The 24,852-nt window shown below is 38.9% G+C and carries 20 protein-coding genes; 1 reads left to right on the forward strand and 19 read right to left on the reverse strand.

Translation table 11 applies throughout. From position 1 onward, the window contains the following. Position 1 precedes the first annotated feature (1 nt). From J7K40_13265 to J7K40_13355, 19 genes are all read right to left on the reverse strand, one after another. Positions 2-1,225 carry a HAMP domain-containing histidine kinase gene (locus tag J7K40_13265; protein ID MCD6163363.1) on the reverse strand — a complete coding sequence of 408 codons (1,224 nt, stop codon included), beginning with the start codon at positions 1,223-1,225 and terminating at the stop codon, positions 2-4. Between the two features lie 22 nt (positions 1,226-1,247). Next, the gene (gene serS, locus J7K40_13270; protein ID MCD6163364.1) at positions 1,248-2,525 is read right to left on the reverse strand and encodes a serine--tRNA ligase; all 1,278 of its coding nucleotides are present in this window, start codon (positions 2,523-2,525) and stop codon (positions 1,248-1,250) included. Further along, positions 2,503-4,734, reverse strand: coding sequence for a sugar transferase (locus J7K40_13275; GenBank protein MCD6163365.1), 2,232 nt, complete (start codon positions 4,732-4,734; stop codon positions 2,503-2,505). Before J7K40_13275 ends, serS begins: the two co-directional genes overlap by 23 nt. Before the next feature lie 80 nt (positions 4,735-4,814). Continuing rightward, positions 4,815-5,792, reverse strand: a complete 978-nt coding sequence (locus tag J7K40_13280; protein MCD6163366.1) for a GDP-mannose 4,6-dehydratase — start codon at positions 5,790-5,792, stop codon at positions 4,815-4,817. Further along, complete coding sequence (gene gmhB / locus J7K40_13285; GenBank protein MCD6163367.1) at positions 5,789-6,328, reverse strand: D-glycero-beta-D-manno-heptose 1,7-bisphosphate 7-phosphatase; 540 nt, start codon at positions 6,326-6,328, stop codon at positions 5,789-5,791. The genes J7K40_13280 and gmhB overlap by 4 nt, the downstream gene beginning before the upstream one ends. After that, positions 6,319-7,092, reverse strand: coding sequence for a hypothetical protein (locus J7K40_13290; GenBank protein MCD6163368.1), 774 nt, complete (start codon positions 7,090-7,092; stop codon positions 6,319-6,321). Before J7K40_13290 ends, gmhB begins: the two co-directional genes overlap by 10 nt. Beyond that, positions 7,089-7,940, reverse strand: a complete 852-nt coding sequence (locus J7K40_13295; GenBank protein ID MCD6163369.1) for a DUF3473 domain-containing protein — start codon at positions 7,938-7,940, stop codon at positions 7,089-7,091. Before J7K40_13295 ends, J7K40_13290 begins: the two co-directional genes overlap by 4 nt. After that, positions 7,937-8,965, reverse strand: coding sequence for a glycosyltransferase (locus J7K40_13300; GenBank protein MCD6163370.1), 1,029 nt, complete (start codon positions 8,963-8,965; stop codon positions 7,937-7,939). The genes J7K40_13295 and J7K40_13300 overlap by 4 nt, the downstream gene beginning before the upstream one ends. A 67-nt stretch (positions 8,966-9,032) precedes the next feature. Then, entirely contained in the window at positions 9,033-10,100 is a 1,068-nt protein-coding gene (locus J7K40_13305) for a glycosyltransferase (protein MCD6163371.1), read from the reverse strand. 95 nt (positions 10,101-10,195) lie between these two features. Further along, positions 10,196-11,278, reverse strand: a complete 1,083-nt coding sequence (locus tag J7K40_13310) for a glycosyltransferase family 4 protein (GenBank protein ID MCD6163372.1) — start codon at positions 11,276-11,278, stop codon at positions 10,196-10,198. A 38-nt stretch (positions 11,279-11,316) separates the two neighbouring features. Continuing rightward, positions 11,317-12,552, reverse strand: coding sequence for a CDP-glycerol glycerophosphotransferase family protein (locus tag J7K40_13315; GenBank protein MCD6163373.1), 1,236 nt, complete (start codon positions 12,550-12,552; stop codon positions 11,317-11,319). A gap of 27 nt (positions 12,553-12,579) precedes the next feature. Next, positions 12,580-13,248 (reverse strand): phosphocholine cytidylyltransferase family protein, encoded by a 669-nt coding sequence (locus tag J7K40_13320; GenBank protein ID MCD6163374.1) that lies wholly within the window; start codon positions 13,246-13,248, stop codon positions 12,580-12,582. Beyond that, positions 13,245-14,540 (reverse strand): flippase, encoded by a 1,296-nt coding sequence (locus J7K40_13325; protein ID MCD6163375.1) that lies wholly within the window; start codon positions 14,538-14,540, stop codon positions 13,245-13,247. Before J7K40_13325 ends, J7K40_13320 begins: the two co-directional genes overlap by 4 nt. A gap of 82 nt (positions 14,541-14,622) precedes the next feature. Further along, positions 14,623-15,693, reverse strand: coding sequence for a UDP-N-acetylglucosamine 2-epimerase (non-hydrolyzing) (gene wecB / locus J7K40_13330; protein ID MCD6163376.1), 1,071 nt, complete (start codon positions 15,691-15,693; stop codon positions 14,623-14,625). Between the two features lie 4 nt (positions 15,694-15,697). Continuing rightward, on the reverse strand, positions 15,698-16,801 hold the full coding sequence (locus J7K40_13335) for a DegT/DnrJ/EryC1/StrS family aminotransferase (GenBank protein MCD6163377.1): 1,104 nt from the start codon (positions 16,799-16,801) through the stop codon (positions 15,698-15,700). Beyond that, positions 16,798-17,556, reverse strand: a complete 759-nt coding sequence (locus J7K40_13340) for an N-acetyltransferase (GenBank protein MCD6163378.1) — start codon at positions 17,554-17,556, stop codon at positions 16,798-16,800. Before J7K40_13340 ends, J7K40_13335 begins: the two co-directional genes overlap by 4 nt. Before the next feature lie 11 nt (positions 17,557-17,567). Then, entirely contained in the window at positions 17,568-18,593 is a 1,026-nt protein-coding gene (locus J7K40_13345) for a Gfo/Idh/MocA family oxidoreductase (protein MCD6163379.1), read from the reverse strand. Then, positions 18,577-19,839 carry a hypothetical protein gene (locus J7K40_13350; GenBank protein MCD6163380.1) on the reverse strand — a complete coding sequence of 421 codons (1,263 nt, stop codon included), beginning with the start codon at positions 19,837-19,839 and terminating at the stop codon, positions 18,577-18,579. The genes J7K40_13345 and J7K40_13350 overlap by 17 nt, the downstream gene beginning before the upstream one ends. Positions 19,840-19,844: 5 nt before the next feature. After that, the gene (locus J7K40_13355; GenBank protein ID MCD6163381.1) at positions 19,845-21,572 is read right to left on the reverse strand and encodes an SLBB domain-containing protein; all 1,728 of its coding nucleotides are present in this window, start codon (positions 21,570-21,572) and stop codon (positions 19,845-19,847) included. Between the two features lie 398 nt (positions 21,573-21,970). Here J7K40_13355 and J7K40_13360 point away from each other — a divergent pair, with 398 nt between their 5' ends. After that, positions 21,971-24,745 carry a carboxypeptidase regulatory-like domain-containing protein gene (locus J7K40_13360; protein MCD6163382.1) on the forward strand — a complete coding sequence of 925 codons (2,775 nt, stop codon included), beginning with the start codon at positions 21,971-21,973 and terminating at the stop codon, positions 24,743-24,745. Positions 24,746-24,852: the final 107 nt, after the last annotated feature.

Genomic DNA, 24,852 nt, shown 5'->3' on the forward strand with positions numbered 1-24,852 from the left:
ATTACACCGGCAATTCTATTATAAATTCTGTTTTAACTTCTGGTTCGCTCTTAGCAAGGCATATTTTTCCTTTATGATACTCTACAACAATCCGTTTCGCTAAAGTTAACCCTAATCCCCAGCCTCTTAAGCGAGTGGAAAATCCCGGAGCAAATATCCTTTTTTGATATGACGGCTCGATTCCTCGCCCATTATCAGCAAAATTTATTATAACTTTCTTTTCTTTGCAGCTGGTTTCGATGTATATTTTTCCTGTCTTTGGATCGACTGCTTCCAGAGAATTCTTTATTAAGTTTTCGAAAACCCAGCCTATTAGCTCTTGATTAATCTTTATATCCGGCAAGTCGCCATAATGTTCGATAATTTTTACGCCATTTCCGCCGCCGGGCAGCCTTAACCTATAATAAGAAACAACTTCTTTGATAAGTTTATTAATATTGCTTGTTTTAAAATCAGGAATAGAGCCTATCTGTCCAAACCTTGTGGCTACTCTATCGAGGCGCTGTAAATCGGACTGCATCCTGGAAACGATTTCATCAAAGTTGACCTTTACATTTTGATCGGGGAGAATAAAATCGCTTTTTTTATATTTGAGTTTTAATAGTTCAACCCAGCCTAATAATGATGTTAACGGCGTGCCTAATTGATGAGCTGTCTCTTTAGCCATCCCAACCCAGATAGAGCGCTGTTCGGAGCGTCTAAGGTTTTGGAAACCAAAATACCCTACTAAAATAAATATGCTGATTACAAGCACCTCGATAATTGGCACATACTGCAATTGCTTTATAAGCCTGGAATCGCCGTAGTAAAGATAATGTATTATTAGTTTTTCAGGACCATAATAGATAGGGATTGCCTCATGTTTCTCTCTCATCACCTGCAAATATTTTTCCAATTTAACTTTTGCCGCAGATGTTGTGTCATCTTGAGGTATATCCACTGTCCAGTACATTGGAGTGCCATTGGCGGAAGTTACTATAATCGGAAAATTGGCTTTTTTGATAATTTCCTCGAAAATATAGTTTATCTCAGAGCCGCTGGTGGCTTCAGTGGCGGCATATTGCCACAACCGGGCATAGGCGCGGCTTACTCTGGCTGCATCCTTTTTTAAACCCGTGATTATAGTTTGGTTATAATAAAAGAAAATATAAATTATAGCCGCCATGCTAATACCCAATCCGACAGACAGGATTTTTGAGTAGCTTAAATAACCTTTTATCGACATAATAAAGACCCTTAACCTTAACTCAAATTGGCTCTATTCGCTCCATGCCATGCATATAATGCCGTAGAACCTTAGGCACAACTACAGAACCATCAGCTTGCTGATAATTTTCTAATATCGCAATTACAGTTCTTGGCAAAGCTAAACCTGAACCATTAAGAGTATGCGCAAATACCGGTTTGGCGCCTTTTTCAGGCCGGAAACGCAAGTTCATCCGTCGGGCTTGAAACGCCTCGAAATTCGAGCATGATGAAACCTCCAGCCAGGCATCCATCCCCGGAGCATAAGTTTCGAGGTCATAGCATTTGGCGGCGGCAAATGATAAATCGCCTGTGCAAAGAAGGCTTACCCTGAATGGCAGTTCAAGTTTTTGCAGAACCGTTTTAGCATTATCTAAAAGCTTTTCCAGTTCATCGTATGATGTTTCCGGTTCAACAATTTTCACCATCTCAACTTTATGGAATTGATGAACCCGGGTAATGCCTCTAACCTCTTTTCCGTAAGAGCCGGCTTCACGTCTGAAGCAGGGCGAAAAAGCGCAGTAATAAATCGGCAGATCGTCATCTTTTAATATTTCGCCGGCGTGAAGGTTGGTTACCGGCACTTCGGCTGTTGGTATTAAATATAAATCATCATCCGGAAGATGGTACATATCCTCCGCAAGTTTAGGAAGCTGGGCTGAACCTATCATCGCCTGCGAACCGGCAATATATGGTATCATCACTTCCTTATAGCCGTGATTTTGAGTATGAAGGTCGAGCATGAAATTTATCAGCGCTCTTTCGAGTAATGCGCCTGGTCCTTTAAGAACATAGAAACCCGAACCTGACACTTTAACGCCGCGCGGAATATCTAAAGCGCCGATTATTTCGCCGATTTCCCAGTGAGGCCTGACCTTAAAATCGAATCCCTTTTTTTCTCCTACATATTCGATGATTTTATTATCAGCTTCATCCTTGCCAACCGGAACATCGTCGTGGGGGATATTAGTTACCATAAGGAGTTTTTCATGAAGCTGGTTTTCGATATTCCGAAATTTTTCAGTTTGTTCGGAGATTTTTTCGCCCACCCGACGCATATCGGCAATCAGTTCGGAGGCATCCTGTTTTTGTTTTTTAGCGGCGGCTATTTCTTTTGATACTTTATTCCTTTTAGCCTCAAGTGTTTCCTTTTCTCCAATTAAAACGCGTCGCCGGGAATCAAGCTCGAGAATAGCATCGATATCACTATTTTCATTTTTATCAGCAACAGCTTTTTTAATTAAATTGGGATTCTCTCTAATAAACTTCATATCCAACATTGTCTTTTTTCCTTACCAAGTTTATTAAGTATTGAGTAATACCGACAAAAATTAGCCAGACATCTAATAAAATCGACATTTTTTGCATATATTTCAACTCTTTTTCAAAATACTCATCTTCATTGCAATTATTAGCCATACTAAATATTCCCGGTTTAACTAATTTTCTGCGCCAGAATCCCGGAAACTTCATAGAATCTTTAGCTGCTCTTGCCTGTGAAAGCGGCAATGTTCCTACAAGCGAAAGACTGCCCTCAAATACGGATATTAATGCCGGCATATTTAGTTTGATTCTATCATAACCGGAATATTTCGAAGCATGCTTGTAGAAATCATAACAGTATTTCATGTTGCCGTCCCTTCCATAAAAACTGACTTTTACTAAAAAAGGCTGGTTTTTTAATTTAGCTATTAGGAAATGAAATAGAAAAACAGGACTTGAGAGAGTCAGTATTAACGATGATGCAAAAATATCAAGACCGCGTTTAACCATCCATTCCCAGGTGCGCAATATCTCTTTTAGGGGCATTATAAAACCCCGACGATAAAGTTTTATTTTTTTAAAACCCTTAAAAGGATCAGGCGGTTCACCCATTAGAAGAAACTGATTCTCAAGGAAAAAATACGACTGAAAGATTGGCATGAAATCGCTGTAATCATCCTCAGGCCAAACTAATACTATTTTTTCCAAACGTTCTTTTCGTATAGTATTGCTTAGGGTATTTTCATCGCCAAGGTAATTTAGATTATAATAATCATCGCCGAGATGTTTAGCGCAGATATACCCAATCACACTGAATCTTTGCTTGGCTAAATCCATAAGTTCATTCAGATTAGCATTGATATTTCTAATCAGTATCGCGGCTCTCGGTCTATGGGATGGTCTATTCGATAACCAGCGGACTATTAAGAATGATGGGTATCTAAAAACGCAATTTAGAACAAAGAAAATAAAAACATAAAGAATAACCGGCAGTATTGAAACAGCAAAATTACCCTCGAGAAAAACAACGAGTAAAATGAATCCAGCCATACCCAGACCGATAACTTTGAGCAAAGCTAATGTATATTCGGAAAAATGCCGCTCGGGACGGATTTCATATATTCCCATAACTGAAAAGAGTAAAATCCAGAACAGACTAATCCAGATTGCCGGAGCGAACATCTCCTTGTATGGAATATATGCCTCATAACTGAAAATCCCCCAGCTATATTTAAGAGAATATAGCAAATAGAAAGAAAGATTTATCGAAATAATATCGATTACAAAAAAGACTGTTCGCTCGATAAAATGAAGAAAATTTCTATACAAGTGGACCCCTAAAACCGAGAGCGAAAGACCGGCGATAAATATTAAAAGAACCGACATCTGATTATCTTTAAGGACATAAGTTATAACGCCAAATAAACCCATCACTAAATTTATAAGAAATACTGCAATATAAGCATTCTTAGTGGAAAATATCCAGCGCGCAAGACGATATGGCGAACTGTCGGGAGCAGCAACAGACAAGTTTCGTTTTTCCCGCATTCTGGAAAGGCTAACCAAGGCAATATCAAAAATAGGATAGCTAAGAATCAAAAATGGAGTTGTCATAAGGTAATATGATTTATTGTTAGTCATATATATAATAGCAAATGCACCCATTATAAACCCTAAAAACATGGCTCCTGAATCGCCCATAAATATCTTTGCTCTAGGCAGATTGAATTTTAGAAAGCCTAATACGGCGCCAATTAGGGCAGCAGTTGTTAATGCCAGATTTTTATCATGCGAAAGAATCGCAACCGCTAAAAATGCCAACCCTGCGGCAAAACTCATACTTCCGGTAACGCCATCCATGTTATCGAGAATATTGAAAGCATTCATCATAACTACCAGAAAGAAAATAAGCCCGCCGAATTCTATAAGCGGATGGAAAATACCCATTGTAGATTCAATAAATACAATGAACATTCCGGCAGATATAAATTGCCCCACTAATTTAATAACCGGATTCATACCGAATCTATCATCAACAAAACCAACTAAAGCTATCAGAGCACCGCCAACAAAAAGGCCGCTATCCAGTTTATGCCATTCATATATGCCGGTAAACCTGGCAATCATAATAACAATAAAAATCGACAGGCAAATAGCTATTCCTCCCAAAACAGGAGTTGGCTTATTATGAATATTGTCACGGTAGGGATTATCAAATATATTCAAATTGTTCGATACCCATATCGCTATAGGATGCAGCAATAAAGACAAGAAAAATGATATTAGAAATATTAAAAATATATCCATTACTTTTTATGATATTCTATAATGTCTTTTATTGATTCTTCCAGCTTTATTGTTGGCTGAAATCCTATTAAAGATTTTGCCTTTGATATATCAGGCACCCGTTTGCGCATATCCTCAAAACCTTTTTCATACGCTTTATCATAAGGGATATGGACAACTTTCGATGAGCTTACGGTCATCTTTTTAACCAGTTCAGCCAAATGGTTTATCGAAACTTCATTATTGTTGCCAATATTGAAGACCTCGCCATAGGCATTGGCATTATTAATTAATTTAATAAGCGCTCCGATAACATCTCTAACATCGGTAAAGCTTCTTGTTTGTTTGCCATCATCAAAAACTGTTATGTCATGACCGAGAAGCGCTTGCTTGACAAAGGTAGGCACAACCATGCCATACTGGCCTGTTTGACGGGGGCCGATAGTATTGAATAGCCTTACAATGGCAGCTTTCAGTTTTTTCTCATGGTAATATGCAAGCGATAGAAATTCATCCACTGCTTTCGAACAAGCATAGCTCCAGCGGCTTTTAGTAGTGGGACCATAAACCGAATCGTTGGTCTCTTTAAAAGGAATTTTATCGCTCTTGCCATATACTTCAGAAGTCGAAGCTATTAGTACTTTCTTGTTATATCTATTAGCAAGTTTTAAAATAACTTCGGTGCCTATAATATTAGTTTGTATTGTATCAACCGGTTTTTCAATAATGAGTTTTACCCCGACAGCCGCCGCCAAATGAAATATGGAATCGCTATTAATAATGAGTTTTTCCATCAGCTTTTTACTCATAATGTTGCCGACTTCAAATTCAAAATTGGAGTCTTTTTTTAGATGTCTGATATTATCGAGGCTGCCGGTTGACAGGTTGTCTACGGCAAATACCCGGTATCCTTGTTCTAACAATTCCTCACATAAAAATGAACCTATAAAACCGGCGCCGCCGGTTACGAGAGCTGTTTTTTTCTTTCTTGGTGTCATGATTTAATTATCTCCACTGCTTCATAAAGATTATTTACTACATAATCGGCAGCGACATCAAGGGAATTTCTCTCTTTCCCACCGTATCCGGTTAAAACCAGGATTGTCGCCGCTCCGATATTTTTACCGGCTCGGATGTCGGAACTTTTATCGCCGATCATCCATGACCCGCTAAAATCAATATTAAACTGCTGCCGAGCTTTCTCAAACAACCCGGGTTTTGGCTTGCGGCAATTACAGTTATCTTCGGGCGTATGAGGACAATAATATATTTTATCGATAGATGCACCATATTTTTTTATCCGGGCAAGCAACACATCATTAAACCTCTCAACCTGATTTGCTGTGAAATACCCTCTGCCGATGCCGGATTGGTTGGAAACAATAATCTTTTTATATGATGGAGGTATCCGTTTTAAGGCATCCAGCGAACCGGGGATAAATTCAAGTTTATCGGGGTCTATAATAAAATCTTTCTCGTGGATGATAACCCCGTCCCGGTCGAGGAAGACAGCCGGGTTTGAGATTATCGCCACTTGCGCCCTCGTTTTTTAAATTCTGCCATATCAGTTTTAGTCGGAAATGAAAAATATGATCCATTATCAGGGTTATTCTTGATAGTTGAACTGTCGTTTTTATTTATTTTATCTAAAGCCATTATAAGCGCTTTGGGACCAATAGTAGTTTTTAGCCTTTTTACAAGTGAATAAAACGTATCATCAGGCGTAATCTTTTCTTTTAATTGAATTAGGATATCGCCAGCATCAACTTTTTCAACCATATAATGCACAGATACGCCCGTATATTCCTCTCCATGCGCCAACACCCAGAACGAGGGATATTGTCCCCGATAGTGAGGCAATAGCGCATAATGAATATTAATTGCCGCCTTTGAAGGGATATTTAAAATCCTTTTTCTCAGAATTTGCGGACAGGCAACCGAAACAAGAACATCAATTTGCTGGTTTTTCAGAAATGATCTGAAGCTTTTAGTGTTAACTCTAGTTATATTTGAAAATGGTATGCTGTATTTTCCGCAAACAGATTGAATCGAATGCTTTCTATTGGGAGTAAATATTTTCCTTGCAATATCTAATAGCCTAACTTTGACCTGATTAATAACTTCGCAGGCAAACAGCCGGAATCCCATAAAGGAGAAGCTGTTTATAAGGAATTTCTTGAAATTGGGATCATCTGCCGCAGCCACGCCGACTATCTCATAGTCAATATTTGAAAATACTTTATCGAAGAAAAAAGGCAGAAATATTCTGTCATTTGTAGTAATAAAAAATATTCTCATTTTAATCCAAGCTGTTGCGAAAATGCTTCCTCGATAGGACCAAACTTAAAATCTTTCATTAATTTCGTTATTTTATTACAAGTTGATTTAAGATTAAAATAATGAGTGGCTGATATTCTGAAAGGCAAGTCTATTCGGGGATGGCTTGGATCGATTTCCCAGGGATGGACATAAAAAGTAAAAGAATGTCCTTCCCTATTGATACTTTTTAAACCGGCTTTAGTAATGCTGTAGGGAAAAATCCGCAGATAGGCGCCGCCGCCTACCGGGAAATTCACCCTAAAATACTTTGCCGCCGCAATAGGTATTTCGATAATACTTTGTCCGCCAGGTGTTGCCAGGTTGTGAACAAATCTTTGGTTTGAGACGATACCGTAGCGATAATTTAAAACCGGGAATATGCTCGAATCATAAATCAGTCCCTGTTCTAAAAGAATATCAAGCGCCCATAATGATTCGGCAACTATCGAGAAAATAGGCGCTCTGTACCCATACAATCTTCGACCGGTTATATCTGCAACTAAGCCTATAGATTTTTTCAATTCTTCCGAGAATTCAGATTTGTTCTGCTTATAAACCTGCTTATGTGAATAGCCATGAGTCCCGAGAAAATGACCTCTTTTATCAATTTCTTTAATCAAGTGTGGAAATTTTTCGGCGATATGACCTAAGATAAAGAATGTGGCTTTAACATTGCCTTCATCTAAAAGGTCGAGTATTCTATGGGCATTGTTTTCTATCCTGTACTCGTAGTTATCCCATTGCGACAGCGGGATAACCTCAAGACACTGAAACCAGTCTTCGAAATCGACTGAGAAGGCATTGGTGATTTTGTTTTCATTTTTCATTTAGGCTGCAATTTTATTTTGGTTAAACTCTTTAATAGATATTTGCTCCATCTTAACATTCCAGTAATAAACCCCAATCCGTAAGCGATATGAATAATAGGAAAAGTCGGCATAACATAATACCATTTCGCATCTTCCTTTGATGCTTTTATTGCGCTATATATTGCCATCAAAAGATATAATAAGAGCGATAGAATCCAAACTGACAATATCGGTTTATTTAAGCTAAATATTATAGGTACAAGTATTAACCAAAGAACAGATAGAGCTGGAATTATATGACGAGGCAGCAGCGAACGAGGATGTTTCGCCCAGATTCTGACTTTCCAGAAACTGGTTCTGAATTGCTGGATAAATATTGATTTATAATTTGCTCTGGTAAATACTTTCACAACAAGTTCCGGATTAAAAAACATATTATATCCATACGAGCAAACACGATAGTTAAATTCCCAGTCGCCAGAACGTAGAATCCTTGAGTTGAATTTTCCTATTGAATCAATGATATCTCTTAAGTATATGCCAATTCCAATTACGTTTATTTTCTTTGGTTTATCTCCAATCCTATAATAAGATCCTCCCATCGCAAAAGGTGTATTAGTGGCAGCGGCGATACTTTTCGATAATTTACCAAGCCCGATTTTTGTTATTTTCCCGCCTAATGCTTGTATATCATTATTCTCTCTAAAAAAATTTTCTGCTTTTGACAAATAATGCTTATCTGTAATTGAATGAGCACTCGCCAAACAAAAATACTTACCTTTGGCAATTTTCAATCCTTCATTCCAACCGGCAGTGGAATTTTGTAAGGGGTTGTTAATTAATCTGCTATTACGATTCATCTTTATATAATTATCTGCTATTTCCCTTGAGGTATCAGTTGAGCAGCTATCAATTAAAATGACTTCCCATTTTTCTTTAGCGATTGTTTGCTTGTCAAACGATTCAAGGCAATCTTTGAGAAAATCTTCTTCATTGCGAAAAGCCAGTATTATAGAAAATAAGGGAGCGTTTTGTTTGGTCATATAATCTTATTACTGTTTGATTAAAGTGTAAATCTTAGAAAAGAGCTTAGTTTTACACAATAATACATTAATCCTTTTCATTTAAAATCTTCAAATACAACCTATTCATCATTTCAGCATTATCCTGCCAGTTGTATTTTTCCTCGACCTTTTTCCTGCCTGCTCTGCCATGCTTGATTCTGACATCGGTATTAATAATATAGTATTCCAAAGCCTTCTTCAAATCCTCAACATCGCCAGGCTTAACTAAGATTCCAGTTTGACCATCGTCAATTACTTCAGGTAAGCCACCGATTTTTGATGCAACAACTGGCAATCCTATAGCCATTGCCTCAACTGCCGCAACTCCAAAAGTTTCTCCTTCACCAATTGATGGCATAATAAATATATCGAAAGTCTTCAAATAGCCAACAACTTTTTCGTGGGCAACAAATCCTGTAAATATTACATGATTATTTATTCCCAATTCATTCACTAATAATTCCAAACTTGATCTTAGATATCCATCCCCAACAATAGTTAGTTTAAGATTATCATATTTCTTTATCAATGAAGCGAAAGCCTTTATTAAATACGCTAAACCATATTTTGGCAGTAGATTTCTCACCGTACCGATATGAGTAATATTATCAGGTGATTTAACCGTGAACTTGTAATGGCTAATATCAACACCGAAAGGTATTACTTTGATATTTTTATTATCGTTAATTAGGTCTTTCGTGGCATTAGCCAACATATTGCTTGTTGCTGTTGCATAATCAGCTTTATTAATAGCTTTTTTAACAAGCCATCTATGGATAAGCGATTTTTGGGGAAATTCTAAAATATCATCGCCCCAAACAGATAATACATATGGATGAAAGCCCGTCAACGCTGCAACAATACCACAACTTGACGCATAATGAGCATGTAATATATCCGGTTTGAAATATCTTATAAGTTTTTTTACTTGAGGCAATTTCAATATCGCCAAGTTTTTATTTGTACAACGGAGATATCTTATGTCTACGCCATCAATGGAATTACCGGGATAAAAACTAACCAGCATAATATCATTACCAAGGTCTCTAAAATATTTCACCCATTTAATTGTATGAGACGATTGAGCAAAAGCTATATACATTATCTTTGACATAACATTGCAGCCTTTATAGTAGTGTTCTGGATTTTCATTAATCAGTCTTAATCTTAAATTCCTTAATATTCACTATTGCAAATAAATGAACGATTCTATTTAATCATTTCTTCTATCAATGGCGCCAACTGTTCCTCCAATACTTTGTCAAAATCATCCCAAGTCGGCAGCGTTTTCGCTTTTTCGAGATTTGCCTGGCTCATTGAATTTCGCAAATCAACATCCTCAACAAGCCGCCTTATTCCATCAGCCAGATTATGCGAATCGCCGGGATTAACCAGGATGCCGTTAATGCCGTCATCAATCATCTCCGGAATCGCTCCCACTCTGCTGGCAATAACCGGCAAGCCATAGCAGAGAGCCTCAGCCAATACCATGCCGTATCCTTCCGCCAACGATGGCGATAGGAATATATCGCTCTTTATATAAAGCTCTGTTAATTCAGAACGATTCAGGAATCCGCGAAAAGCAACTTTATCTTTAATATCATATTTTTTTATAATACTTTCTATTTCTTTATAATATTTGTCGTCCTTAAAATACTCGCCTGCGATATTTAAATGTATATTCATATCCTTTAAAATGCCAACTGCTTCAATTAAGAATGCCGCTCCTTTTCGATAAGTGCATTGCCCTATGAATAATAAATTAACCGGTTTTTGCATATTGGTATCTGATGAATAAGTGCTTTGCTCAGGTACCGGTTTATATTCTAAACCGGGATAAGCAATAACAATAGGTATCCGGCGGCCGGTATACTTTTTCGACGCATCAGCGATATATTGACTGTTTGCTAAAAGTATATCGGCATTTTTTAAAAGATACCTCTCAAACCACCGAACCAGCCATTTCATAAAAATAAACCTATATCTAAAACTCAGCCTTTCTCCTTGAACAATAACCAAAATATTACGTTTTCGTTTCTTCATCCAGCGAACCGCGGCAATACTGCGAAACGCCGATGATATATCTACTATAACTAAATCAGGGTGAAATTCTTTTACTAATGACAATTTATATATCATGTGTTTAATCGGATTTTTTAAATTTTGAGGAAACTTTCCAAGTTGTTTTGGGAATAAATCTTTAAAACGATCTGATAAGAATTTATAAAGATGGCTATGATATATTTCACCTCCCCTTTTGCCTTCAGCCAAATATTCCATATATAAAATCATATACTTAATCTCATAAAGATTACTTCCCCATACAAAATTTATGTAATGAACCTGATAATCTCATCAAATACTCGTTTGCAGTTGCCGCCATCATGATACTGGTTAAATTTATTATTCAATTCAGCTCTTTGTCGTTTATATTCATCCGGTTTTTTTATTGTTTCCTCAATACATATTAATAATTCGTCCCAGTTTTTAGCCTTGGGACCGGGCGTAACCTCATTATAATTAAAATACAGCTCCCTGTCATTGCATATATATTGCTCTGATAGAAACGGCGCAAATATTATCGGTTTATCGGCTAATAGAAAATCAAAGTAAATACTGGAATAATCCGTAACTAAAAAATCAACCAAAGTAAGCAATGGGTAAACATCCTGATTAATATCCTCGTTATTTAAAATAATGATATTCGAATACTCATTTTTCCTGTTTTTAGCTGTATGCGGGTTAAAAACATGGTATTTAAACAACAAGACAACATCAATCTCTTTTAACCTGGAGTTTACCATATCTAAATTTTCAGCTATATATGCATCAAATTCACGTCTGCTATTTTTTCTATGTGTAGGCATATATATACCGATTTTATATTTTTTCTTTAGCTCTAAAATCTTAGCTTTAATCGGGAAATTCTCAACATCCTTTTGAGAAAACACATCATTGCGGGGAAAACCGGTTATGCGAATATTTTCCGTGGACTTGAATGCGCCGACGAATAGCTTTCGAACAATATCCGAGGGAGCTGTAATAAGAATTTTGGAGAAATCTTGGGATATGTATGGAAACAGCTTAAAAAAAGCTTTTCGCCGTCCTGAGGTAATATCAGAGTTTTTCTTATCATCAAAACCGATTTTCTTCAGGGGCGTTCCATGCCATAATAGAGCAAACTTTTTATTAGGAACCGTAAACCAGTTTATATCGCTAAACCAAGTGGATAAAACGGCAACCTTCGCTCTCATTGAAATCCAGGTTCCCTTTAAACTGTAGCTTTTAAATACCGGATAATTTTTACTTTTCAGTAATTTAAGAGTTGTCTCATTATTTACAAGCCAGACAGCCTGAATTTCCGGATAGTTTTTGATAACATATTCAAATAGATATTTGGAATTATCCGAATACGTTTCTCCCATCCATGCGCCGAAAACCCAAAGGTTTTTTCTTTTAGGAACAATAACTGAAATCAGATAAATAAAGTCGCCAAAAATTAAGGCAATAAGTCGGCATACTTTTTCGCGGAATGTCATTCTTCTTCCGCCAACTAATTTCATCATGGCAGGTATATACCTCTATAATCTAGATTAGCTGAACATTGCCAGCGCTTTTTCCCAATCCTCTTCAAAATCAACCTCGATACATCTGTAATTTGACACATTGCGGCTTTTAAATGCAACACCTTTATCAATAAGTATTTGTATAGCTCTTTCAAAATAATCATTATTATCGCATTCTTCCAAAGCCTTAATAAATTCCTTCAGCGTTTCTCTATTGACAATGTTTATACCCAATGCTTCTCCGCGCGCATTATTCACTTCTTTGGAAATAGAGCAGACATTATTATTCTCATCTAACCGGTACTTAACTTCCTCCTCACCGCATTGAGCATCATTAACTATGATAGTATTATCTTTTTGAGCTTTTATTCCAGCAATAATTTCACGGTCATAAACGAGATCTCCATTTATCCATAAAATATCATCATCAAATTCTCTTATCGCAAACAACAGGCTTTTGGATGTGTTTGTTGTGCGAAAATCAGGATTATAATAGAATTGGACTTCTTTGAGTTCCGACATAATAAGTTCTTTTTTGTATCCAACCACAATAGTAATATCTGATATCCCTTCCGATTTTAGTATTCGGACCTGTCTCGCCAGGATGCTCTCCCCGGATGGCATCTCTAACAATCCTTTCGGAAGCGGATACCCTAATCTGGAACCAATGCCCGCGGCAAGGATTATAGCCTTCATTGTATGCTCCATATTTTATATTTTTTTACGCCATATGCTCTAATTCCAACTACTATAATCTGTGTAATAATCGTAATCAATGCAACTAAGTACACATTTATTACAGGTATAACAGCCAGAAGCATCGCTAAATGAACGCAGGAGGCGATAATTACGCTGTAATTGACTATTTTGGGATACCCCATCGCCGCCAGCAAAGGATAACCCAAAAGTATCGCCGGTATCGCTATCATATTTGCCGCTGATAAAATCCTGAACAAATTCATTGTAATCTCAAAACCTGCGCCATAAAGAAGATTGACAATAAAACCGGAGAAAATAAAGACAAGACTGTTTATTAGTAAATTCATTATAGTAACTATTATAAATATTTTTTTGTATAATTTCAAATTCTTTACTTTGCACATATATGGATATAAAGCCGTACTAAGCGGCGTGTAAATCATTCTAATAGCTGTAGCGAGTTTTTCCGCAGCAGCATAATAACCGGTCATTGCATCGCCTAAAAACAACCCCACAATAAATGTATTGCTGCTGGTATATATCGAAACCGATACGCGCGACAGGAAAAATTCGGTGCTGCCTTTGAAATAGCCATATATACAGGCTATTCCGGGAATATGAATTTTCACCTTGAAGTATATAAATACTACCCAGATCGAGATTATTCCAGCGGTCAGATAGCCCATTGAATTGAATAATGGAACATATAAATAATCTGATTGTTCTCGTATGAAAATAAAAATAAGGGCTGTAAAAATTACTTTGGCTGTAATATTAAAAATAGTAATATGCTTCATCTTTTCCATGCCTTGAAAAAACCAGACCGGAAATAATGATTGTCCCGCAACTATGCCGAAAGCAAGGATATATATCAACCAGTCGCCTCTAAATTTATCGAAACTAAGAATAATAACCGACATAATACCAAAACTTGCCAGCATTAAAACGCCTTTTATTATCATCACTGAAATGAAAATCTCTGATATTTTAGACTTATCATCCCGATGAATTGATATTTCTCTTGTTGCCGATAAGTTAAATCCATAATCTGTAAGTATGAGGAAATACTGAATAAAAGAAACCGCAAATGCCACTAATCCGAATTTTTCCACACCCAACACTCTGACCAGATAAGGCAAAGTTATAAGCGGCAGAATGTAATTAATCACCTGTAATACGGATAAAGATACAAAATTCTCAGCCAGACGGCCAACTCCCTGACCCCTAAAATCGTTTTTCGCTTTTTCTAAAAAGCCGTTATTTAAAAACTTTTCATTCAACCAAAACATAATATCAGATTATAATGTTTTTATTAACTATTAAAGTCAAGACCTTAAACCCCTTAAATGATGGCCAAAGCACAAAAATAAGCTACTTCATATACAGGGCATTAATAATACAATCGGCGATTTTCTGTGAAGCCTTCTGAAAATACTCAGATCCAGGGGAAGAATAACTATTCCAATCAAATTCTGTGTTTCGCAAGTCAGATTTTATACAGACAACCGCTCCGCATCGCTTTAGCTCTAACCACTCAGTTTCATCGCGTAATATATATGACTTCTTACCGAAAAACGCCGCCTCTCTTTGAAGCCCGCCGGAATCGGTCATTACGCCCAATGAAGATTTCGTTAATGCCAGGCTTTCAATAATCCCAACCGGTTCGGAAATTCGGACATTTGCAATTGCCGAAAGCCGATTCATCAAACCAAATTCTTCCAATTTACCTTTTGTTCGAGGGTGTAATGGTAAAAAGATTTGCCAAGGCAAATTTTCCAATCCGGCTACCAGCGCTTGAAGGAAATCAATACTATCAGCATTTTCTGCTCGATGAACCGTAAATAAAATATAATCACCCGGCTTGAGATTATTTTCCGCAAGAAAAGAATCGATGAATTCATCATCCGGGATTATTCTATCAATTACATCATAAAGAATATCTCCGGTTAGAAATATGCCGTTCTTTATGCCCTCCGCTTTTAAATGATCAACCGAGCTTTGAGTTGGACAGCAAAATATATTTGATAAATGGTCGGTTACAACTCGATTTATCTGCTCTGGCAAATGGTTATTGTTCGAGCGAAGGCCAGCCTCAATATGCGCTAATGGAATGTTGTTTTTAGCGGCAGCAAGAGCCCCGGCAAGCGTGCTGTTGGTGTCGCCAATAACTGCTGTCATGTCGGGAGATTCCTTGACAAAAACCTTTTCAAGTTCAATCATCATGCGCCCAACCTGAGCCGCCTGGCTGTCCGAACCAATGCCAAGATGATAATCGACTTGCGGCAGATTCAACTGATGGAAAAAGACATCCGACATCTCAAAATCATAATGCTGTCCGGTATGGATGATAACTAATTTAACCTTGTCGGAAAATATCTCAACAACCGGAGCAAGTTTAATAAACTGAGGACGAGCGCCGACAACTACCGCGATTTTCTTCATTATGCTATTTATAGAATTCTCTGATTGTCTCAATCACATAAGCTTGCTGGTCTTGAGGCATCTCAGGATAAATAGGTATTGATATCACCTTCTCGGCAAGTTTTTCAGATACCGGCAAATCGCCCTTTTTATAGCCAAGGTCATTATAGCAATCTTGAAGATGCAATGGTATGGGGTAATAGGTGGCAAAACCGATCTCTTTGCTTTTTAGCTCTGCCTGCAGTTTTTCCCGGTTTTCGACAGTCAATGTATATTGATGGTAAATATGATAGTTGTAATCATTAACATAAGGCGTCCGAACCCCATTCAAACCGCTTAGCTGTTTATCATAATTATGAGCAACTTTACGCCTTCCTTCATGCCAGTCATTTAGATGTTTGAGCTTAATCAGCAGGATGGCGGCCTGTATCGTATCAAGGCGGCTATTATAACCCACAATCGAATGATAATATTTGGGTTTAGAGCCATGCACTCGAAGTATCTTTAATTTATCAGCCAACCCATCGGAGTTCGTTGCAATAATTCCGCCATCCCCGTAAGCGCCAAGGTTTTTGCTGGGGAAAAACGAGAAACCGGCGGCATCGCCTAATGTTCCCGCCAAACGGTCGTGATATTTTGCGCCAATCGCCTGCGCCGCATCCTCAACAACAGGTAGATTATGCTGCCGGGCGATTTCCATTATTCTGTCCATTTCAGCAATCTGGCCATATAGATGTACCGGCATGATAGCTTTTGTTTTGGGGGTAATTTTTGATTCGATAAGTTCCGGATTGATATTGAAAGTCTTTTCATCTATATCGCAAAAAACGGGTATTGCCCCCAAACGCGAAATAACCCCGGCAGTGGCAAAAAATGTAAAACCGGTTGTGATAACCTCATCGCCCGGTTCAACACCGCAGGCTCTAAGCGAAAGAAGCAGAGCATCCGTGCCCGAGGCTACGCCGACAGCATGTTTTGTAGTGCAATATCTTGCCAGTTCAGCTTCAAGTTGTTTGACCTCGGGACCTAAAATAAATCCGCAATGGTCAAGTACTTTTTGTATGGCTTCGTTAATCTCTTCCCTGATTGACTGATACTGAAGTTTTAAATCTAAGGGCACAACTTTCATTTTTTCTCCCAGTTTTGATTCTCAAGAAGTTGTTCATCGGGAACCTCCCGGAACTTTTTAGCGGGAATTCCTGCGACTATTGTTTTTGCAGGCGCATTAGCGGCAACCAAAGCCCCGGCGGCTATCAGACAATCTGCGCCAAGCTCCTTACCAGGCAAAATCACTGCGCCTACGCCAATCCTGCCGCCCTTTTTTACAGTTACACCCTTAAAATGTTTGAATCTTTCTTCGGTTCTGCCAACAAAATTATCGTTTGAGGTGGCAACACAAGGAGCTATAAAAACTCTATCCTCTACTTTTGAATAAGCGGTAAGATAGACATTAGTTTCGAGCTTGCAATAACAGCCGACCTCGCAGAAATTTTCAACAGCGACACCTCTGCCAATAATTGTAAAATTGCCTATCGAAACATTTTCGCGCACTGATGATAAGTCGGCTACGAGAACTTTCTCGCCAATTTTACAGCCGCGGTAGATTACTACCGATGTGCCGATAATGCAGTTATCGCCAATTGTAAGAGCCGGCAATTGCTGGTCTTTGGTAACCGCCGAATTGGCGGCTTTCATCGGGAGTTTGCCCAAAACAGTATTATCATCAATACGGACATTTGAGCCAATTTGCGTATCGGGATGAATAATGACGCCATTACCGATTATGCATCCGGCATCAATAGACACATTTGCGCCTATTACACAAAAATTTCCAAGTTTAATATCTTTAGCTATCCCTGCTGATTCAGCAATAACATTACTCATAAATTACCTACCTATTTGTAGCTTGGAACATCAACCGGTGTACCGCCTTTTTCAAGCGAACTCTGCGCGGCTTGCAGTACCGTTAAAACTTTAAGCCCATCTATCCCATCGGAACGCGGACGACTGCGTTTTTGAACGCTTTCAATAAAATGAGAACATTCCAATTTTAGCGGTTCGCCCCCGGGCACTCGGGGAATGGTTATATCACCAATTCTTAGATTAAAATACTCGGCGTAAGTTGAATAATCAAGCGCAGTATCCACACCTTTATCATAAAGCCATATCTTCTCTGAGGTTCTGGTATCATCAAAAACAACCATCTTTTTCGACCCGACAATGGTAAGCTTGCGTTCCTTATGAGGATCAAGCCAGCTAACATGCACATGTGCCATCGTCTTATCGTTGAAATGCATGGTCATAAAACATACATCCTCAATATTTTTCTGCAAATACGATGAGCCATTGGCGGTAACGCGTACAGGATATTTATCGAGCAAAAACATGATTATCGAAATATCGTGAGGCGCAAAACTCCACAGAGAATTTTCTATATCGCGAACCTTGCCAAGGTTTATTCTTGATGAATAAAGATAATAAATCTCGCCGAGAGTTCCATCATCAATGTATTTCTTTAAAAATAATGTAGTAGGATGGTATTCCATGATATGGCCAACCATTAAAATCCGTTCCTTTTTGGCCGCCAACTCAACAAGCTTTTTACCTTCATCAAGGTTTAAAACCAACGGCTTTTCCACAAAAACATCCTTGCCAGACTCAATAGCCTGTGCCGCCATTTTATAATGCATAGCCGGCGGCGTAGCAATAACAACAGCTTCAATTTTATTATCATTGAGAATATCTTCATATTTTGTAGTCAGAGATATTCCCCGAAATGTTTCAGATGCTTTTGCGCATTGCGCGTCATTAAAATCGCAAGCCATTTTTACATGGCACTTATTTAAGGATGAGAAATTGCGCAGCAGGTTTTTTCCCCATGCGCCAAGCCCAACCTGCCCAATCTCAACCGGTTTGGTCACTTTTGTCTCCCTTCTTCGATATAAAGATAGACTTTATAGCGTAGACATCTTCTTTTAGAGTGTTTGCGATATTTTCAAGATGGTGATAAATTTCTGTATCTGATTCCTTATTTCTGTCGATAAACTCCTTGAAAAATACAGTTATAAAAGTAAGAAAAAAGCAAAAAGCTCCTGCTAAAATAGACAATTTAATTCTTTTAGGCCTGCTTTTCTTTTCCGGAATTTTTGGCGGGTCGAGAATCTGTATGGTAGGCGTATTCCTTTTTTCCTGAATCTTAGCTTGTTCATGCTGCTGCGTAAGAAGTTCGAATATGGCTTCCTGTATCTTCAAATTGCGAGTTAATCTTCCCAGTTCCAATCCAAGTTCGGGCGCATCAGCCATCGACAATGAAAAAATACCTTCCTTGCCGGAATCAGATGAACCTTCTTCGAAAAGCCTGATTTGCCTTTTGATTTCTTCAATTTTTGCTTCTTTTTGTTTTATTTTAGTATGAGTAGGTAGTAATGAGTGTTTTAATACCCCAAGCTCAATCTCAGCCATAACCTGTTGGCTCTTTAAGGTTGCTAAGCTGCTGATTTGGGCTTGTACTTGTTCAAGGAGGGAAATCGCTTTGTTGTCTATTTGGAATTGCTTGTAGGCCTCCTCAGCAGAATCTAATTCGATTTTATTCTGGACTAATCGTTCCTCAATAAACTGGCGGGCCGCGGAGGCTTTCGATGTTCTAACCTTGCGATTAATATCATTTAATCCTTCAATAAATGAATTGACCAGAATCATAGCCATTTCCGGGTCTTTGTCTTCAACAAAAACTTTTATCATCCCATTTGGTTCTACACTTACTGCTACCTGACCGGCTAATCTTACTAATGCCGGTTCTATAGACTGAACTCCATAGGCTTCCATTAGGTTGTTTTTTTCGATTACACCTTCAGCGACTTCTCTACTCAATAGTATTGATGAATAAACATCCGAAAGGGTTACAAATGACGGCAGAGACATGCCGCCACCGGATAGCGCCATCCCCAATCCGCTGCCGCCTAATAATGATGAAAGACTCATTCCTGAGGATTCCCGTTCAGGGGGAAATATAGTAGCATGCGAAGTATACCATTTTGGTAAAAAAGAGGCGATTATAAAAGTAATTATGGCTGCCGCTATAAAATTAATAACAAACAAACGCCGCCACTTAATAATTACTGATAGTATATCCCATAAACCTGCTCTGGTTGTTTTTGGTGTTTCCATAGGTTCTACTTGGTAGCCTCACTAATTACAAGGTATACTGTTGCCAAGCTGGCTGTAAACGACAGCGCTTCCTTTACATATGTGAAAAACTTGCTTTTCCCTTTCTCGGGAACTATTATAATATCACCCGGCTGGATTCTTGTGCCGCGTTTAGCTTTTTTCCATTCGCCAGTTACGCCGGTAATAATCCTGATTTTGCCCTTATCTGCCCGAAAGCTATAGCCTCCTGCGAGCTTAATATAATCTTTGTAATTGAAAGCAGGGTTAAATGTCATAAATCCCGGATTTGCAACTTCGCCGGCAACATTGACAATATCGTTTACACCCGGAATAGTGATAACATCACCATTCTTTAATAAAATATCGTTTTTCCCATCACCGGAAAATAATTCCTGAAAATTAACGGACATCCGACCGGATTTTTCTCTCGATTTTATCTTGAAATAGTTATACTCCATATCAGTCATATTTGAAACGCTCATTAATTTCAAACGTTCAAATTCTTTATCAACCCCGCTAATATCAACAAACCTTGTCATTTTGGCCTCAGCTAAGGATGCCAAAGGAGTAAAACCGCCCGCTTCTTCAATTAGTTGGCTTAGGTAAGTAGATTCCGGCATAATAGCATAATAGCCCGGATTTTTTACCTCTCCTTCAATAAGTGCCTGATATTTCTCGTTAAAATTATTAATTGTTTTAATATATATGCGGTCATCAGGCATCATTTTTATATCTTGGTTTCCATCCTGCAAGTACTTTCCCAACAAGATAGTATCCCGAATAATCGTATGACCATCCAAGCCAAATCTCACCAGTTCTGCCGCAGATGAATCAACATCAAGCGTAAAACCATGCCCCAGACTAATCAAGTCTTTTAACGAATCGCGATGAGAATACTCAAAAAACCCCGGGTTTTTTACTCCGCCGAATATTCCATACATGTTTACATTTTGCTCGCGCAGCGGAATAAAAATCTCATCGCCATCGGTAAGTTTATAATTATATCTAAGATCACCGGTTTGCTCGAAAAGCAATACATCAGCGGTATCAATTGAACCATCAATATGCTTAACAATAATATTTCTATGGGAGGCAATCCCCGATGGATATATAACAGGCTGTTTTTCTTCTATATCCGAATCCAATTTTATATTCTCATCTTGTTCAACAACTTCATCAACCTCTCGTAAAAATCCTCCTGCCTTTGCGATAATTTCAGAAACCCGTGTAATGCCGTTAACTGTATATATTCCCGGAAACTTCACGGCGCCGCCAACTGATGCTCTAAAATAGCGTAAATCGCTAAGTTCGACTGAAACGCTAACGTTTTTAAATCTTTCGAGTATTTTTTTTTCGATAGTTTTTTTAGCAAATTTTAAATACATGCCCGAAACTGCAACCGGTCCAATAGTCGGGATTAACAATTTGCCCTCGGGAGAAATAGTCAGGTCATACTGGGTTTGAATATTTCCCCAGATAAATATAGTAATCTTATCGCCAGGACCTAGCTTATAAGTTCGGGGATCCACCGGTTGTTCGAGCGCTAAAATATTTTGGGGTTGCTTAACAGGGATATTGAAAATGCCTGCATCTAAAGCTATACTCTTATCAGTTTGGCCGAAAACATTAGCTGTCAAAATCAACGATATAATTATTATGATTAAAACCAATTTATCATTCCCCCTGAAAAAGTTGCCTCTTTTTTTGTTGTCAATTGAGTATTTTAATTTCAATCTGTTTCACCATCCAATTAACTGTTTGTTATTATTATGGAAACAGTCAATTTAAGTTTGTTAATATACATTCAATGGCAATCAAGTCAAGATATTTTCCTGTTGGAATTTCCTCATTTTTTTTCATAACATTGCATATCGGGTTCTGAAAAATAAAATAGCGAAACTCCTTAAAGATTAAACTTGACATGATTATCAATTTATATTATTTTTATAAATAAATCGGCCGCTATTTTAAATAATGGGCCTTTCCTCGATTTTAAATAGTTCGTTCTTTTGATAATGATGTTGTTTTTAATAAATAAAAACTGAAATGCTTAAGCTAATTTCTGTGATTTTTATTGCTGTTTTGTAATATCACATGAAAAAAATGCGCGCATTTTGAAAGGAGTATCATTATGTTCAAAAATGCTAAAGGGTTTTCTGTTTGGCTGATGATTTGGATTTTCGTTATAGCCGCATCAGCCGCGGGTTCGGAGGGCGATTTAACAACCGATATCATGATAGTTGACACCTTGTTATCGGAAGATTTTAGCGGCCCAATTGGGCCAATCATCAACAACCCAATACCGGGCTGGACAGTTAGCGACAGCGGCGTGCCCGAGTGGGATGAGACATCCTGGTCGCTTTACGACCCGCCAGCCGTTTATGAACCCTATTGGAACGGCAACCTTTGCCGAACATTTTTTGCCGGCGACAATGCAATTGCAGATTGGCTGATTTCACCTATATTCGATTGCACGGCTGAAGATTCTGTATTTTTGTCATTCAAGCAAAGCCATTCCAACAGTTCTGGCAATCCCGATACCGCGTTTGTATTCGGCTCGATAGATGGCGGCTTGAATTGGGATTATACTGTGTTTATGACCGATTCTACTATGGGAGCGCTGAATGGGCCCGACACGCAGTCAATCTATTTACCATGGGCTGATGGTGAAAGCAATGTTCAAATTGCTTTCGTCCTGAAAGGCTCGTATGTCCTGACATGGTATCTCGATGAGCCATTTGTGTTTGGCAATGTATCCGATACGCTGGTATATGAGGCTTTCAACGGCGCTTGGGGACCGTTTGGTGATAATCCACCCAACGGCTGGAAAATCGTCAATGAGGTTACGCCGGCTCCAGCGGACGGCAACGACTGGTCGAGATGGTATTATTCCACCTGGGGTGATACTATCGCCCGGGCTTATCATATACCATCTGAATATCAAAAAGAATGGCTGATTACTCCAAGTCTTTCGTTTGGTTCAACTTCTTTATGCAGTCTTTCCTTTTATGTTAATTACTGGGATGACACTTACAGCAATTTAACCGATACGGCTTTTATCTATGGTTCCACGGATAATGGACTGACATGGCCTCATGAGATAGTTGTTTATACAGCCGATGAGGGCGGCTCTAACCACGAGACAGCTTATCGGTCTTATGATATTACTTCTTGGGCGCTGGGCGAAAGTCAGGTAAAAATCGGCTTTAAGTATGTTGGCTTCGATGGCTGGTGGTGGATAATCGATGACGTTTCTGTTTCCCAGACAATCCTGCTAAGTGATAATATTGAAGCCGTATCTTTTGATTATCCAACCGATTTTATAGTTACCGAACAAAGCTATAATCCAAAAGCAACCGTTAGAAATATGGGGTCGCTTCAGCAAACTTTCGATGTTAATCTCACCGTAAAAGACCCCAGTGATATCGAAATTTACAACCAGACAGAGACCGGCATCACGCTTGATTCATTAGAAGCAACTCAGTTAACATTCACGGCTCCGTTTTCTGCCTCTGTCGAAGGCGATTATACATTCATTGTGTTGGTAATCAATCCGGGGGACGAGGCAGCCATCGATGATACCGTTTATGCGGTAATCCCCGCCTGCGAACATCAGGGAATGGGCGGGCCTGATGCATACGGCTACAGTTATTTCGATAACACAGTTGCCGGAGGTCCCGAATTCAGCTGGATTGATATTTCCGGTACCGGCACCCAGCTTAGTCCAACGGACCATTATTTTATGTCTGCCGCACTGCCTATAGGTTTCAGCTTTGAATTCTATGGCCAGTCTTATGATACTATGTGGGTCAACTCGCATGGTTCGGTTCATCTGGGCGTTCGCGATGTCTGGCTTGGCACCAATGATTGCCCCTTACCGGATACCTCATCGCCGCATGCCCCAATGGCGCTGGTTTTCTGGGATTTTCTGCATGTTCAATATGAAATCGGGCAGGGAGTATATTACCAATATTTTGATGAACCTGATATTGATTACACTGTCATTCAATGGAAAACTTCCATAATGAATGAACTGAGCGATTCGCTTGAATTCGAATTAGTATTATTCGAGGATGGGAAATTGCTGTATCAGTATAATTACCTTGCCGAAAGCATATCGAGCGGACTGGGACAGGAGGCGACAATTGGCTTGGAATACGAATTTATTCCATCCGGTTTAAGCTATCTGTGCAATGACGACAACCCGGCTAACCGGCTGTTCGGCGGCTTAGCCGTTGAATGGATTGCCGATACATCATCCACCGGAACAATTGCCGGCTTGGTTGCCGATGCGTCATCCGGCGATTCCTTAGAGGGTGTTTATGTTGTTGCAGCAGGTATGCGCGATGATACCTATACTGACGAGAATGGAGAATATGAACTGGCATCATTAGCCCCCGGCATGTATGAAGTCTCATTTTCATTAGCCGGTTATGCAGACACTACATTTACCAATATCGAGGTTATCGCCGGCAGTATCACTCATCTTGATGTCCAGATGCAAGCGTCCGGCTACGCCTATTTGCCCGGCGATGCTAATATGTCCTTAGGTTTATGGCCGCCAAGAACAATCGGCGGCGATGTTACCTTCCTGGTTAACTACTTCAAGGGTTCATCAGCTTCGGTTCAATGCTTGATGAATAACCCATCGGCTGGCAATCCATACTTCTGGGCTTCAGCGGATGCTAATGGCGACTGTATTGTAATGGGCAGCGACGTGGTTAAGTTGGTAAACTACTTCAGAGGTACAACAACGCTATCGTATTGTGCTGATTATCCACCATGCTGGTTTACAACCGGTGAAGCTGAAGCTGACGGTCAACCGGTTGGCTGGCCGAACTGTCAAAGTCCGCCAACACCGGCAGTTCCAGGCTCGGTAATTCAACTAAAGCCGATTACTGAATAGTTATTATCCTGATTTAAGCTAAATAATAGCCGCTCGATAGATTTCGAGCGGCTATTTTAATAATTAAGCATATAATCTTCGATAATCATTGAATTATCCGATAAAAT

This window comes from Candidatus Zixiibacteriota bacterium (genome assembly GCA_021159005.1).
In the GTDB taxonomy this organism is placed as follows: domain Bacteria; phylum Zixibacteria; class MSB-5A5; order UBA10806; family 4484-95; genus JAGGSN01.